This window comes from Streptomyces sporangiiformans (assembly GCF_005768555.2).
Lineage (GTDB): Bacteria > Actinomycetota > Actinomycetes > Streptomycetales > Streptomycetaceae > Streptomyces > Streptomyces sporangiiformans.
Genome location: NZ_VCHX02000107.1, coordinates 1 through 15,414, shown reverse-complemented (window position 1 = coordinate 15,414; position 15,414 = coordinate 1). Strand labels below are relative to the sequence as shown.

At 68.1% G+C, this 15,414-nt stretch carries 11 protein-coding genes and 1 pseudogene; 11 read left to right on the top strand and 1 reads right to left on the bottom strand.

Annotation, left to right across the window (positions count from 1 at the left end; translation table 11 throughout):
* Nucleotides 1–153: 153 nt before the first annotated feature.
* Nucleotides 154–228, top strand: a pseudogene (locus FGD71_RS50140) (ABC transporter ATP-binding protein); the annotation flags it as partial.
* Nucleotides 229–324: 96 nt separating this feature from the next.
* Nucleotides 325–1,440 (top strand): substrate-binding domain-containing protein, encoded by a 1,116-nt coding sequence (locus FGD71_RS12655; RefSeq protein ID WP_119100513.1) that lies wholly within the window; start codon nt 325–327, stop codon nt 1,438–1,440.
* Here the strand turns inward: FGD71_RS12655 and FGD71_RS12650 are convergent.
* Complete coding sequence (locus FGD71_RS12650; RefSeq protein WP_119100512.1) at nt 1,420–1,890, bottom strand: MarR family winged helix-turn-helix transcriptional regulator; 471 nt, start codon at nt 1,888–1,890, stop codon at nt 1,420–1,422. The genes FGD71_RS12655 and FGD71_RS12650 overlap by 21 nt on opposite strands.
* Nucleotides 1,891–2,294: 404 nt before the next feature.
* Between FGD71_RS12650 and urtA the strand changes: the two genes are divergently transcribed.
* From urtA to FGD71_RS12605, 9 genes are all read left to right on the top strand, one after another.
* A complete protein-coding gene (urtA, locus tag FGD71_RS12645; protein ID WP_119100511.1) occupies nt 2,295–3,548 on the top strand; it encodes an urea ABC transporter substrate-binding protein in 1,254 nt (417 codons plus the stop codon).
* A 112-nt stretch (nt 3,549–3,660) separates the two neighbouring features.
* The gene (urtB, locus tag FGD71_RS12640; RefSeq protein ID WP_119100510.1) at nt 3,661–4,545 is read left to right on the top strand and encodes an urea ABC transporter permease subunit UrtB; all 885 of its coding nucleotides are present in this window, start codon (nt 3,661–3,663) and stop codon (nt 4,543–4,545) included.
* Nucleotides 4,542–5,687, top strand: a complete 1,146-nt coding sequence (urtC, locus tag FGD71_RS12635) for an urea ABC transporter permease subunit UrtC (protein ID WP_119100509.1) — start codon at nt 4,542–4,544, stop codon at nt 5,685–5,687. The genes urtB and urtC overlap by 4 nt, the downstream gene beginning before the upstream one ends.
* Nucleotides 5,684–6,475 (top strand): urea ABC transporter ATP-binding protein UrtD, encoded by a 792-nt coding sequence (gene urtD / locus FGD71_RS12630; RefSeq protein WP_119100508.1) that lies wholly within the window; start codon nt 5,684–5,686, stop codon nt 6,473–6,475. The genes urtC and urtD overlap by 4 nt, the downstream gene beginning before the upstream one ends.
* A 5-nt stretch (nt 6,476–6,480) precedes the next feature.
* Entirely contained in the window at nt 6,481–7,173 is a 693-nt protein-coding gene (gene urtE, locus FGD71_RS12625; RefSeq protein WP_119100507.1) for an urea ABC transporter ATP-binding subunit UrtE, read from the top strand.
* Nucleotides 7,174–7,522: 349 nt separating this feature from the next.
* Nucleotides 7,523–8,392, top strand: a complete 870-nt coding sequence (locus FGD71_RS12620; protein ID WP_181359185.1) for a lipase family protein — start codon at nt 7,523–7,525, stop codon at nt 8,390–8,392.
* 79 nt (nt 8,393–8,471) lie between these two features.
* Nucleotides 8,472–12,881, top strand: a complete 4,410-nt coding sequence (locus tag FGD71_RS12615) for a WD40 repeat domain-containing protein (protein WP_119100506.1) — start codon at nt 8,472–8,474, stop codon at nt 12,879–12,881.
* Between the two features lie 130 nt (nt 12,882–13,011).
* The gene (locus tag FGD71_RS12610; RefSeq protein ID WP_119100505.1) at nt 13,012–13,761 is read left to right on the top strand and encodes a transposase family protein; all 750 of its coding nucleotides are present in this window, start codon (nt 13,012–13,014) and stop codon (nt 13,759–13,761) included.
* 264 nt (nt 13,762–14,025) lie between these two features.
* Complete coding sequence (locus FGD71_RS12605) at nt 14,026–15,342, top strand: phytase (RefSeq protein ID WP_119100504.1); 1,317 nt, start codon at nt 14,026–14,028, stop codon at nt 15,340–15,342.
* Nucleotides 15,343–15,414: the final 72 nt, after the last annotated feature.

Genomic DNA, 15,414 nt, shown 5'->3' with positions numbered 1-15,414 from the left:
TTGAGGCGTCCTGGGGATTCGGAACATGTCCCTCCCTTCCTGGCGTGAAGGCCGTGACTTCAGGGGGAGTTGAGAGGACACCACCGCGGGAACCGCCTGGGCTCGGGTGGTGAGGCCGGGAGGGCACAGCGCACCGCCGTCGGCGTCGTCTTCCGCGCCCTGGCACTGCGCCCGCGCCGGCTGATCTGCGACGAGATGACCGCCATGCTCGACGCCTCCACCGCCGCCGGGGACGGCGCCCGCCCTGTTCCTCGTATGCCTACGAATCGGTCTCGATCCCGGCCGCTGCTTGGGTGGCGCAGGCAGCCGGGCAATCATGTGGCCATGCACCGGCCGCTCCGCCTCCCCACTCCCGAGTGGTTCACGGCCGACGATTCGACCCTGAACGTCGCGCTCGTGTACCCGATGCAGGGGCCTGCCGGGATCTTCGGTCCCACCTGCGAGGCGTGCGCGCAGCTGGCCGCCGAGGAGATCAACAAGGTGGGCGGCGTCCTGGGCAAGGAGCTGCGGCTGCTGGAGGTTGACGGCGGGGCGGATCCGCAGCGGGTCGCGGAGGACGTCGAGGCCCTGGTGGCGACGGGCGCGGTGCAGGGTGTCACCGGCTGGCACATCTCGTCGGTCCGGCAGGCGGTGGCCCCGCGGATCGCGCACCGGGTGCCGTACGTCTACACGGCCTTGTACGAGGGCGGCGAACACACCGAGGGCGTCTTCATGACCAGCGAGACCCCGGCCTGGCAGCTGCTGCCCGCGATGCGGCTGCTCGCCGAGGCGCGGGGCGTGCGGCGCTGGTTCGTCGTCGGCAACAACTACGTCTGGCCCCGGCGCACCGCCCGGGCCGCCCGACGATACGCACGAGAATGCCTGGGCCGGGTCTGCGGCGAGGCGTACCTCCCGCTGGGGACCGACGATTTCCACGACGTACTGCGGCGCATTGAGCGGGCGGACGCCGACGGCGTGCTGATGCTCCTGGTGGGCAGCGATGCTGTCCGCTTCAACCGGGCCTTCGCGGCCTCCGGGCTCGACCAGCGGTGCCTGCGGCTGAGCACGCTGATGGACGAGAACATGCTGCTCGGCAGCGGCCCCGAGGCCACGGCCGACCTCTACAGCACGGCCGGGTTCTTCGCCTCACTCGCGGACCGCAACACCATGGACTTCCACGGCCAGTACGCCGAACGCTTCGGGGCGGATGCTCCGGTCCCGGGCAGTCTCGGCGAGTCCTGCTACGAGGGAGTGCTGCTGCTCGCGGCACTCATCGAACGAGCCCGCGCCCTGGATGTGTCCGCCATCGCCGCGGCCGCCGAGACCGTCTCCTACGAGGGGCCGCGCGGCCTGCTGAGTCTGGACGACCGGCATGTGCGCCAGCGCATCTACCTGGCAGAGGCGGACGGGCTCGACTTCAACGTCCTCGCCCAACTGCACTCACCGTACGACCTGTTGTGACCCGCGGCCACCTCTGTTGCTTGCCGTGCCGTCGACCGCTCCCGCGAGCCCGGCCAGCAGGGTGCGCAGTTGCTTGCCGTCCTCTTGCCCGAGCAGCGGCGTCAACTCCGCCCAGTCGGCGCGAACTTGGCGGTCGATCCGCTGCCAGTACCGCTGCCCGCGCGGGGTCAGCTGGGCGAGGATGCGGCGCCGGTCGGCCGGATCGTTGCGTCGGTAGACCAGGTTCTGCTCCACGAGCTGGTCCATCAGCTTGGTGAGGCTCGGCGCCGGCAGGAAGGCGCAGTCGGCGATGGCGGTCATGTGGTGGCCCTGACCGTCGGAGAGCAGGGCCAGCACCCGCCACGCCTCGACCGAGCAGTCGAACTCGTCCAGCACGCACTGCAGTCGGCGTACGCAGAGGCGCTCGGCCCGGGTCAGCAGCTGGAGCAGTTCCTGGGGCCGGCTCGCCATCGCACTCCTCAAGTCGCGCGTCTGCGGGGACGTTCGCCAGCGTAGCGTCGATCACCGCACTCTTGACAGGAATCCGAGAATCTGACACTTTCCGCAGGAAGTATTAATTGCCGTTACCGAGATGTCGCGAATCGCGTATCTCCAGTGACGGCTTTTCGTTTTCTTTGCGTGTTTTCCCGGGCGTCAAGTGAAACCGTTCATCAACGGATCCGAAACTCGGGGGAAACAGGCCCGGCGCAGTCTGTGACGGCACTTCAGTAGACCAGTACGGACGCCACCCCTCGAACGGCTGGGAAATTCGCGCGCCAACGCAGCCGCAGCTCAAGAGCTGAGTGTGCCCATCTCGTTCCCGTCCCCGAATCAACGATCTCTTTCAATGCCCCTTGCGGGCAAGGAGGTATTGCATGTCCGGGCTCAGCATCAGCAGACGTGGTCTCTTGGCGGGCGTATCGGCCGTCGGCGCATCCGCCGCCCTCAGCGCGTGCGGCGCCAAGACCGGAAGCGACACGTCATCCAGCTCCGGCGCCAAGGCGGACACCTCCGGCGACACCGTGAAGGTGGGTCTGCTGAACTCGCTCTCGGGCACCATGGCCATCAGCGAGGTGACCGTCCACAACGCCCTGCTGCTCGCCGTCAAGGAGATCAACGCCGCCGGCGGCGTACTGGGCAAGAAGCTGAAGCCCATCAGCCAGGACGGCGCCTCCGACTGGCCGACCTTCGCCGAGAAGGCGGAAGCCCTGATCACGGACGACAAGGTCGTGGCCACCTTCGGCTGCTGGACCTCTGCCAGCCGCAAAGCCGTCAAGCCGGTCTTCGAGCGCAACAAGTCGCTGCTGTTCTACCCCGTGCAGTACGAGGGCCTGGAGCAGTCCCCGTACATCTTCTACATCGGCGCGACCACCAACCAGCAGATCGTCCCCGCGCTTGAGTACCTCAAGAAGCAGGGTCTGACGAAGCTGTACCTGGTCGGCAGTGACTACGTCTTCCCGCGCACCGCCAACAAGATCATCAAGGCGTACGCAAAGGCCAGCGGCATGGAGGTCCTCGGCGAGGACTACGCGCCGCTGGGCTCAACGGAGTTCAGCACCATCGTCAACAAGGTCAAGGGCGCCGGCGCGGACGCCGTGTTCAACACCCTCAACGGCGACAGCAACGTGGCCTTCTTCAAGGAGTACAAGTCGGCCGGGCTCACCGCGAAGAGCCTGCCGGTGCTGTCCGTCTCCATCGCCGAGGAGGAGGTCAAGAGCATCGGCACCCAGTACCTGGACGGCCAGCTGACGGCCTGGAACTACTACCAGACCACGCCGGGTGCGGCGAACGAGAAGTTCGTGAAGGCGTACCAGGCGGCGTACGGCAAGGGCAAGCCGACCAGCGACCCGATGGAGGCCGCCTACATCTCGGTCTACCTGTGGAAGGAGATGGTCGAGAAGGCGGGCTCGTTCGACGTCGCCAAGGTCAAGGCGGCCTCCGACGGCATCACCCTCGACGCACCCGAGGGCAAGGTCACTGTCGACGGCGCCACCCAGCACGTCTACAAGACGGCCCGGATCGGCAAGGTGGGCTCGGACGGTCTCATCACCGAGGTGTGGAACTCGGGGAAGCCGATCAAGCCGGACCCGTACCTGAAGGGCTACGACTGGGCCTCAGGCCTCTCCTGAGCCCGAACTCGGGTCGCCAGTCCGAACTCCGGCCCCCCTCACGCGGACCCGGCCTTCTGCAAGGCCGGGTCCCGCCCCGCGCCCGCACCCCGTCCCGACCCGGAGCCGCTTCATGACGGTCATCCTCAACCAGTCGTTCACCGGCATCAGCATCGGTGCCGTCCTTCTGCTCATCGCCCTCGGTCTGACCCTGACCTTCGGTCAGATGGGCGTGATCAACATGGCGCACGGCGAGTTCATCATGGCCGGCGCCTACACCACGTACGTGCTGCAGAAGTCCATCAGCAGCGCCGGCATCTCCCTGCTGGTGGCCCTGCCTCTGGCCTTCCTGGTCGCCGGCGCCATGGGCGCGCTGCTGGAGTGGCTCCTCATCCGGCGCCTGTACACCCGGCCACTGGACACCCTGCTGGTCACCTGGGGCGTCTCGTTGATGCTCCAGCAGCTCGCCCGTGACGTCTTCGGCGCTCCGAACGTCCAGACCCACGCCCCGGACCTCCTCACCGGCAACATGTCGGTCGCGGGCGTCACCCTCGCCAACAACCGGCTGTTCATCCTCGGCCTAGCCCTGCTGTGCGCCCTGACCCTCACGCTGATCCTGCGGCTGACGCCGCTCGGGCGACGTATCCGGGCCGTCGTACAGAACCGCGACCTCGCCGAGGTTTCCGGCATCGCCACCGAGCGGGTGGACCGTACGACGTTCTTCATCGGCTCGGGCCTTGCGGGTGTGGCAGGCGTCGCGCTCACGCTGGTCGGCCCCATCGGCCCGACGATGGGCACCAACTACATCGTCGACGCCTTCCTGGTCGTGGTCGTCGGCGGCGTCGCCCAGCTCAAGGGCAGCGTCATCACGGCCTTCGCGCTCGGCGTGCTGCAGTCCGTGCTGGAGTACTCGACGACGGTCAGTGTCGCCAAGGTCATCGTGCTCGTGGCGATCGTGGCCTTCCTGCAGTGGCGACCCCAGGGCCTGTACACACTGCGCACCCGGAGCCTGGTATGACGACAACGACATCCCCGACCGAGACGACGTCCGTGGTGCAGCCGTCGGTGTCACCGCTGGAGCGCTTCCGCGTGCCGGGCGCCTTCCTCCTCGGTGCCGTCCTGCTCATCGGCGTCGCCCCACTCGCCCTCTCCGACTTCCGGCTCAACCTCCTGGCCAAGTACCTGTGTTACGCCATCGTGGCCGTCGGCGTCAGCCTCGCCTGGGGCCGCGGCGGACTGCTCGTACTCGGCCAGGGCGTCTTCTTCGGCCTCGGCGGTTACGCCATGGCGATGCACCTCAAGCTCGCCGACGCCGCCGCCACCGGCCAGACGCTGCCCGACTTCATGCAGCTGTACGGCACCTCCGACGCGTTGCCCTGGTGGTGGGAGCCGTTCGCCGACCCGGCCTTCGCTCTCGCCATGACCGTGCTGCTCCCGATGGCGGTAGCCGCACTGCTCGGCTTCTTCGTGTTCCGCCGACGGGTCAAGGGCGCGTACTTCGCCATCCTCAGCCAGGCGTTGGCGGCAGCCCTGTCCATCTGGCTGATCGGCCAGCAGGCCACGACCGGTGGCACCAACGGCCTCACCGACATACAGGGCTTCTTCGGCTACGACCTCAACGACCCCGTCAACCAGCGAATGGTGTACTTCGTCATCGCCGCCGTGCTGCTCCTGCTGATGGCCGCCGCCCGCCAGCTGTTCGTCAGCCGTTACGGCGAACTCCTCATCGCCGTACGTGACTCCGAGGAGCGGGTGCGCTTCCTCGGATACAACCCGGCCAACGTCAAGCTGGTCGCGTACGTCGTCGCGGCCGGCATGGCGGGTCTGGCCGGAGCCCTCTTCGTCCCGGCCGTGGGCATCATTTCGCCGGCCCTGATCGGGATCGTGCCGTCCATCGGGTTCGTCATCGGCGCGGCGGTCGGCGGCCGGGCCAGCCTCGTCGGTGCGGTGCTCGGCGCGATCGTGGTCGCCTGGGCGCAGAGCACGCTCTCCGACGCCTTCCCCGCCGCCTGGACGTATCTCCAGGGCCTGTTGTTCGTGCTGGCGGTCGGCTTCCTGCCCGGCGGCCTGGCGTCCCTCGGCGTCGTCCTGCGCAGGCGCCGCACCCAGACCCGTACGACTCCCACGGTTTCTACGGCTCCTACAGGAGAGACAGCATGAGCGGCGAGGGACTGACCGTCCGTGACCTGCGAGTGACGTTCGACGGCTTCAAGGCCGTCGACGGCGTGGACCTGGACATCCGCCCCGGCGACCTGCGTTTCCTCATCGGCCCGAACGGCGCCGGCAAGACCACCCTGGTCGACGCGGTCACCGGCCTGGTGAAGGCCACCGGGTCCGTGCGCTTCGGCAGCGAGGAACTCCTCGGCAAGCCCGTGCACCGCATCGCCCGCATGGGCATCGGCCGCACGTTCCAGACGGCCACGATCTTCGAGGAACTGACCGTGCTGCAGAACCTCGACATCGCGGCGGGCGCCGGACGTGGCCCGCTGACGATGCTCCGGCGCCGCAAGGGCGTCCCCGAGTCGGTGACGAAGGCGCTGGAGACCACAGGACTGACCGACCTCCGCGACCGCCCGGCGGGTGTGCTGGCCCACGGCCAGAAGCAGTGGCTGGAGATCGGCATGCTGCTGGTCCAGGACGTGAAGCTGCTGCTGCTCGACGAGCCGGTCGCCGGCATGAGCCAAGACGAACGCGAGGCCACCGGCGAACTGCTGCAACGGGTGAGCGAGGACCACACCGTCGTCGTCATCGAGCACGACATGGACTTCATGCGCTCCTTCGCCCGCAGCGTCACCGTCCTGCACGCCGGCAAGGTCCTCAGCTGGGGCTCGGTCGCCGAGGTCCAGTCCGACGCCAAGGTCCAGGAGGTCTACCTGGGGCGCGCCTCCGAACCGGAGCCCGCCTCCGAACCGGCTGCCGCTTCCGTACCCGCCGCCGAGGAGGCGTGACGCCCATGCTGGAGATCAACTCCGTTCAGGCCGGCTACGACCGCACCACCGTGCTGCACGACGTGACCGTCTCCGTCCCGGAGGACGGTGTCGCGGCCGTCCTCGGCCACAACGGCGCCGGCAAGAGCACCCTCCTGCGCGTGGCCATGGGCCTGCTCAAGCCGAAGAGCGGGACCATCCTGCTGAACGGCGAGGACATCACGAGCCTCGCGCCGAACCAGCGGGTGGCCAGGGGCATGGCGTACGTCCCCCAGGGCCAGCAGTCGTTCCCACACCTCACCACCGCCGAGAACCTCCAACTCGTCGCGGACGGACGCCCGGACGGCAGCAAGGCCATGGTCGAGGCCCTGGACCTGTTCCCGGTCCTGCGTGAACTGTCCAGCCGCCGCGCCGGCCTCCTCTCCGGTGGCCAGCGTCAGCAACTCGCCATCGCCCGCGCCCTGATCACCCGCCCCAGGCTCCTCCTCCTCGACGAACCGACCGAGGGCATCCAGCCCTCCGTCGTCGCCGAGATCGAGGAGACGATCCTCGCCCTGAGCCGGCGCGGGGGGCTGTCCGTCCTGCTCGTCGAGCAACACGTGGGTTTCGCCATGCGGGCCGGCCAGCAGTACTACGTACTCGAAGCGGGCCGGGTCACATCCTCCGGCGCGGGGGGAGTGGGGTCCGAACAGACCGTCCGGGCGGCGCTCAGCGTGTGACGCATGGGGGGCGGATGCAACCGAGCGAGCGTCCGTCCCTCTGCTCAGCAGGCCACACGTGCGTCGTCCTCCTCGGGCTCGCAAAGTAGCCGCAACCAATGAGCGTTTTCAGAGTGGCCACCGATGGGGTGACGGCGGCGAGGGCGCAACGCACGAGACACCTGCGCCGTTGAGGGAGGTGCCGACGTCTCAACTCATCGTTGCAGGTGCCTCGTTGGTCCCCTGTCTCCGAAGAACAGCGAAGTTTGCCTTGTCCGGACCTGTCGATGGTCAAATGCCCCACCTCCGTACCTCGGCGGGCTCTACAGTGCTGGACTAGCACGTGGGGGCGAGTTTGGGGGCACTGGGCATGGCGCGCGTGGTGGCGGTGCACGGGATCGGCAAGCAGACACTCGGCGAGGAGACGCTGCGCAAGGAGTGGTTACCGGCCCTCAACGATGGCCTCGCCCGTGCCGACGTCGTAGACCGTCTCTCCGACCCGGATCTGCAGATGGCGTTCTACGGCAGCCTCTTCCGTCCTCAGGGCCAGTTCCTCGCAGTCGGGGACCTTCCCTACACCGCGGCCGACGTCGCGGAGGGCTTAGAGCAAGAGCTGTTACTCGCCTGGTGGACGGCGGCTGCGGCGAGCGATCCGGCTGTGGTGCCACCGGACGCGGACACGCTAGTGTCCACGCCCCGCTCGGTACAGGCGGGGTTGCTGGCATTGTCGGGTTCGCGGTTCTTCGCTGGCGTCGCGCTGCGGGCGATAGTCTTCGCCCTGAAGCAAGTACACGGCTATCTCACTGATCCGGACCTGCGCGCGCAGGCCACGGCCCGGGTGGCCGACCAGATCCGCGAGGACACCCGGGTCGTCGTCGCGCACTCGCTCGGCTCGGTCGTTGCCTACGAGGCACTGTGCGCACGGCCCGGACACGGGGTGGGGGCCCTGGTCACGATCGGGTCGCCGTTGGGCATCCCGAACCTGATCCTGCACCGGCTCCAGCCGCCGCCCCTCATGCTCGGCGGTCCGCCACGCGGTGTGTGGCCCGGCGACGCGGAGCTGGTTTGGACGAACCTCGCCGATGCCGGGGACGTCGTGGCTCTGGTGAAGGACTTGCGGTCGGCATTCGGGGAGCAGGTGCGCTGCGCGATCGTGCACAACGGTGCCAGGGCGCATGATGCGAGCGCGTATCTGACCGACCCGCTGTGCGGGCGGGCTGTCGCAGACGGTCTGGCATGACCGGCCAGGCCAGTGGCGATGCACTACGCCCCTGCCTGACGGACCGGTCGACGGGGGAGGCCGTGGTGGCGGGTCTGCGATGACAGACAAGAGTGAGCGCGCACGCCACGGGCGACGGCTGCTCGTGGCCACCGCCGTGACCAGGTACGCCAACCAGCCGCAGTGGGACCGCCCGGACCTCGTGGAGGCCAACCGGCAGATCGTCGACCTGTTCACAGGTATCGGATACACCCACCTCGCCGAGATCGGACTCGACCCGACGGCCGCGGAACTGACCAACAGTCTGCGGGACATCTGCCGCAGACAGGTCCGCCCTGAGGACTATTTGGTCGTCTATCTGGCAGGGCACGGCGAGATCCTGGACGACGGCGGACACGTCCTGCTCACCTCTGACACCGACCCCGACGACATCGATGATGCACTGCCCACAATGACGCTCGCGACCAAGATGCTGCGCGGCACCGGCGTCCAGCGGCTGCTTCTGCTGCTGGACACGTGTTACTCCGGGCAGGGAGGCAACGAGTTCACTGCGGCAGCACTGGCCGGAATGCGCCGCAATTGGACACTGACCGACCGGTCTGGACTAGTCGTAGTCACCTCAAGCCAACCTCTGGAGCAGGCGGACACCGGGGCATTTCCTCGGTTGTTCTCGGCAGCAGTGCACAGCGACATGACCGCAGGGCGGAAGCCAGCCATCCTGGATCTCGGCGCGGTAGTCGAAGTGATGAACAGTCACCATGCGCGGCCACCACACCAACGCATCGGCTGGGGCACAGTGGGGCTCACCGGCGCCGTTCCTGGCTTCCTGCCAAACCCGCGCCACCGCGCCAGCACGGTCGACACCGACCTGCACTTCCAGCAGGCCGTCGAGTGGCAGACGCAAATCGAACGCCGGAACAACGAATTCCACCGCCACTTCCTGGTCCGCGCGATGGGTGGGCACGGTGAGGAGCCGGCCTGGTGGTTCAGCGGCCGCCACGCCGCCCTCGCTGACATCACGTCCTGGCTCGGCGGGCCGGGCTCCGGCCCGCCAGCCGTGGTGGTAACGGCCGGCCCAGGATCGGGAAAGACCGCCGTGCTGGGTCTAGTGGCGGCGCTCACCCGGACCGACTATCGGCGGACAGTCCCGCTGGAAACGTTAGCGCTTCCAGCAGCGGCAACGCCCGCACAAGGCAGCGTCGACATCGCCATCTACGCGGGCGGCCTCACACACGATCAGGTTCTGGCCGGCCTCGCCGCCGCGGCCCGCGTCGAGGCGGACACCGTTAGCCGCCTCATCGCCGCCATGGCCGCGCAGCGGCCCGCGCCAGCCCGCCCCTTCACGGCCATCATCGACGCGCTTGATGAGGCCGTCGACCCCCACCAGCTGATCACCCAAGTACTCCTTCCGATCATCACGGCGGGCCGGGGAATCCGGCTGCTCCTGGGCACCCGGCCGCACCTGCTTCCCTCGCTGATGCCCGACACGAGCGGAGAGCCGTCCGACTCAATTCGCACGATCCAACTCGACGAGCCACCCCATGCCGACCGAGCCGCGCTCGTCGAATACACCATCCGGAGCTTGCTCGAAGCCCGACCCGGCAGTCCCTATCTCAGAACCTCCCCGGAACGCCTCCGCGCCGTGGCGGGCGCCGTCGCCGATGCGTCCTACCCTTCGTTCCTGGTTGCCCGCATAACCACCGCCACGCTCGCCGCCGCCGATCACGTCGCCGACGCCAACGACGGCGACTGGCGTGCCGAACTGCCGAGGGTGCCCGGCGACGCTATGCGCCAGGACCTAGACGTCCGCCTCGGGCACCAGGCGCAGCGAGCCCGCGAGCTTCTGCGACCGCTGGCCTACGCCGAGGGTCAGGGTCTGCCATGGGAGAATATTTGGGCATCTCTGGCCGGACGGATCTCCGGTCGTCGCTTCACCGATGCCGACTTGTTCTGGCTCCGCGAACACACTGGCTCCTACGTGGTCGAAGCCGTCGAAGACGGACGGTCCACCTACCGGCTCTATCACCAGGCCCTCGCCGAGCACCTCCGCACCGACACTGAATCGCGCATCGCTGTCGCGGCCGTCCACCAGGCATTCGTGGAAGTGCTCACCCGCATCCCGTCCAGCTCGCGAGCTACCTCTGACTGGACCCGCGCTCATCCCTACGCGATACGTCACCTCGCCACACATGCGGCAATCTCCGGCGCCATCGACGCCCTGGTTATGGACGGCGACTACCTCGTCCACGCCGACCCTGAGACACTCCTTCCAGCGCTGGAGCACGTTCGCACCGAGGCCGGGAGGCTGGTTCGCACCACCTACTACGCCTCCGCGAGCCAGCACCGCTATGCCGCTCCTGCGGCCCGCCGCCAACTCCTCGCCATTGACGCGGCCCGCAGCAAAGCACCCGTCTCCCTGCGCAAGGCCCTCAACAACGACCTCGTCTGGTCACCTCGGTGGGCCACGGGCCGCCTGGTCAACCCCGCGCTTCGGACCGCCCTGACGGGTCATGACCAGAGTGTCAACGCCGTAGCGTGTGCCAAGGTCGACGGGGTTCCCTTCGCCGTCACCGGCGCCGGAAACGGCACCGATCCCAGTTCCGGTGAGCTAATAGTCTGGGACCTCCGGGACGGACGCCGGCACGCCACCCTTGCCCACCTGATTGAGCCGGTGAACGCGGTGGCTTGCGGCGAGGTTGACGGAACGCCGGTCGCCGTCGCCGGTACCGGCACTCAGGACGGACCCGGCGAGGTCCTTATATGGGACCTCCGTACCGGCCGTCTGCGCGCGACACTCTCCGGGCACGCCCAACGTGTCACGGCGATCGCCATCGGTCGAATCGACGGTGCTCCGGTCGTCGTGACAGGCGCCAGCAACGCGCGGATCCCAGGGCAGGCGTTCAGCGGTCAGATCGGCGTGTGGGACCTACGGACAGGACGCCGTCTGGACACCTTCTCGGTCCCATGGTTCGTGAGCGCAGTTGCGTGCGCCCAGGTCGACGGTGATCCAATCGCCCTCATAGGAGGGATGCCGCTCCTTCTGGCGTGGAACCTACGCACCGGACGCGAGCGGGCGAGATTCCATAGCCACCCTCAGGGGATCAGAACCATTGCCTGCGCCGAAGTCGACGGCGTCCCCGTCGCTGTTGTCGGCGGCATGGGCGCGTCAGGCGGCAACCGAGGTGACGTCTTCGTGTGGGATCTACGTACTGGCCGACGCCGCGCAGATCTAATCGGCCACGGCTCCCCTGTGAACGGGGTGGCGTGCATCAATGTCGAAGGTGTCCCGCTCGCCGTCACCGGTGACGTGGGTGACGGTAGCGCCGGCCAGGTTTGGATCTGGGACTTGCACACCGGCGAGCCACGTGCGTCGCTAACCGGCCACACTAGTCCGGTGGATGCAGTGGCGTGTGCCCAGGTCGACGGTGTTCCGGTTGCGATCACCGGGTCACGGTGGCCCGCCAACGAGGCCCTTGTGTGGGATCTGCGCACCCGACACCGGCATACGACAACGAAAAACCGTCATCGGCCCATCAGCGCCGTGGCCTGCGCCACACTCGATGGCAATCCCATCGCTGTCACCGGTGCCGGTGACGCGTCTACCGGTGGCGAGGTCCTGGTATGGGATCTGTACAGCGGAGAGCAAAGGAATTTCCCGACCGGCCCGATTAGCTTCATCAGATCCGTGGCGTGCATCGAGTGCGACACCGGTCCGGTGGTAGTCGTCAACTCCGGCTTCTTCCCATTTCCCGGCCTCGCTAACACCAGCAAAATTCCGGTTTTTGATCTACGTACCGGCCGCAAACGGGTCGAATTGATCGGCGGCCACACTAATGACATCCTCGCGGTGGGATGCGCGATGGTCGACGGCGACCCGATAGCGGTCACTTGCGGTTGGTGGGCGGGCGAACTCTTCGTGTGGAACTTGAGGACCGGGCAGCTGCGCGGCGCACTGACCGGCCACAGCGGCTCAGTCAATGCGGTCGCATTCGCCCAGGTCAACGGTGTACCGGTGGCAGTCACTGGTGGTGGCCACGGCAAGCCGACAGGCCAAGTGTTTGTCTGGGATATACGCACATGCCTGCAACGAGCCGCGCTGGATGGCCACAGATATCCGGTGAACGCCGTCGCTTGCACGGTCGTCAACGGCATCCCGATGGCGATTACCGGTGGCGGTGACCGGGGCGGCGGCGAGATGCGTGTATGGGACCTACGCACTGGGCATCTCCTAGCCGCCGCTACCCACTCGCAGGCGATCAACACGTTGGCATGCACGGACGTCGATGGCATTCCGTACGCCGTCGTCGGCACAGGCGGCAGGGGTGATCGCCAGGGTGGACAGATTCACTTGTGGAACCTGTTGAGCGGAACGAACGAGGCAAACCTGGTAATGCCTTATCGCGTCATGGCGATCGCCTGCGCTGAAAGGCCGAACAATGTGCTTGTTGTCTCTGCATTGCACGAACTGATCGCTTTAGAGGTTAGCGGAAAGCCCAATCTAATTCCGTAACGCGCGCCTTTCAGTGAGCATTTTCAGAGTGGCCACCAATGGGGTGGCGGGGGCGAGGACGCAACGCACGAGGCACTCATGCCGTTGAGGGAGGTGTTCGAAGTTTCAATTCATCAGCGCGGGTGCCTCGTTGGTCTCCTATCCTTCCGCACTCGACCTTCCTCATGCGCTGGTCGAGTGGGTCACCATGCTCATCGTCACCCGCGAGGGTGACCGTCGCTGCAAGCTCCCTCCGCACCAACGCGCGCTCGTCGCTCTGGTGTACCTGCGCAAGCACGACACCCTGGCTCAGATCGCCGCCGGCTTCGGCATCTCGGTCGGCACCGCCCACGCCGACACCACCGCGGTGATCGACCTCCTGGCCGCCCGGGCACCCGGCCTGTTGAAGGTTTTGCGCGAGCACGAACCGGAGTACGTACGGCTCGACGGGACACTCGCCGAGTGCGACCGTGTGGGCGACGGCCGGGCCGACTACTCGCACAAGCATCGTCGCCACGGCGTGAACGTGCAGGTCGTGACCGACCCTGCCGGGCAGGTGCTGTGGATCTCGCCGGCCTTGCCAGGCCGGTGCCACGACCTGACCGCGGCACGTGCTCACCGGATCATCCGGATCTGCGAACGCCAAGGCGTCCCCGTCCTGGCCGACCGCGCCTACCAGGGCGCTGGCCCCTGGGTCACCACCGGGCGCATACGGCCACCCGGCGGGCAGCTGTCGCTAACGCGGCAGACAGTCAACCGGGCACTGGCCGCTTCCCGGGCACCCGTCGAACGGGGCATGGCGCTGCTGAAGGCCTGGCGGATCTTCCGAAGATCCCGGACCAGCCCGAACCTCATGACGTCAGTCGCCAAGGCCGTCCTCACCCTTGAGAAGCAACGCTGAAAATGCTCAATAGGACTCTCGGTCGGGGGGGGGGGCTGGACCTGGCTGCTGAGGGGCGGCTGGTGGCGGCAGGATCCGGGTGCGTGACGCGGCACATTCTCAGCGGCCCGCGCCCAGGATGAGCCGCGCCCGCACCTGCTCGGGACTTCGGTGAAGTACCGCCGTACGCCCGTGACGGCATGGACAGGTCACGGCCTCCTGGGTGAAAGCTTTTCCTCGCACCATCGGCATGTCCCCGACATCCTCGACGGTAAGGAAGCGTCTGTGAGAACGCACCGCACCACGCGAAGAGCCACAGTCCTCGCCTCAGGCACCGCTCTGATCACGCTCCTCGCGGCGTTCCCCGCAGGGGCGGGCGCGTCCGATCTGCCGGTGGTGACCGCGACCAGCGAGACCGCCGCGCTCTACGACGACGAGGCGGGCGGCAACGCCGATGCGGATGACCCGGCGATCTGGCGAAACGCCGCCGACCCCGGCCGCAGTCTCGTCGTCGCCACCGCCAAGGAGGGCGGCCTGCGCGTCTACGACCTGGATGCGCGCCTGGCGCAGTCGCTGGCCGCACCGAAGCCGCCGGCGGAGGACGACGCCCCCGGCCGCTTCAACAACGTCGATCTCGTCTCCGGTCTGCCTACGTCGTCCGGCCGGGCCGATGTGGCGGTCGTGACCGACCGGGGCAATGACCGCCTGCGGATCTACCGCATCGACCCGTCCCGCCCGGGCGGCCCGCTGACCGACATCACCGATCCGTCAGCCGCCCCGGTGTTCTCCGCCGACCAGGCCGAGATCAACGACCAGCGGACCGCGTACGGCCTGGCCACGTGGAAGGACAAGGCCACCGGACGCACGTACGCCCTGGTCAGCCGGCGCGAGCGTACCCGCCTCGCGCTGCTCGAACTCGTCCCCACCGCGGGCGGCACGGTCGGTTACCGCGAGGTGCGCACTCTCGACCTCCCGTCCTCCTTCCGTCTGCCCAACGGCACGACGTGGAGCCCCTGCGCGGAACCCGGTGAACTCCCGCAGGTCGAGGGCATGGTCGTCGACCCGGCCACCGGCACCCTCTACGCCGGCCAGGAGGACATCGGCATCTGGCGGCTGCGCGCCGACCTCACCGGCAAGCCGGTCCTGGTGGACAAGGTCAAGGAGTACGGCGTCCCCGGGACGTACGACGAGGAGACCGAGGAGTGCACGCCGGGCGCCGACCCGGGCTTCGGCGGGAAGCGGCTGTCTGCCGACGTCGAGGGCCTGACCCTCTACCAGGAGAGCGACGGCGACGGCTACCTGCTCGCCTCCAGCCAGGGCGACAACACCTTCGCCCTGTACGACCGTGAGGTGAGCGAGGGCAACGAGTACGAGGGCGGCTTCCGCGTCGGGGCCGCCTCGGAGGCCCTCGACAGCGTGGAGGAGTGCGACGGCGCCGCCATTCTGAACGCCCCGCTGGGCGCCCGCTACCCGCGCGGCCTGCTCGTCGTCCAGGACGGTCAGGAGACGCTGGCGGTACCGGACGGGGAGGGCGGCACCCGTACCGCGACCGGCTTCAAGTTCGTCGATCTGGGTGACGTCGTGGACGCCGCCGACATGTGACCGTGCCGTGCGGCCGCCGGGGCGTACCCCGGCGGCCGCACGCGGGGCGTGTCGTCATGCACAATCAGGCTG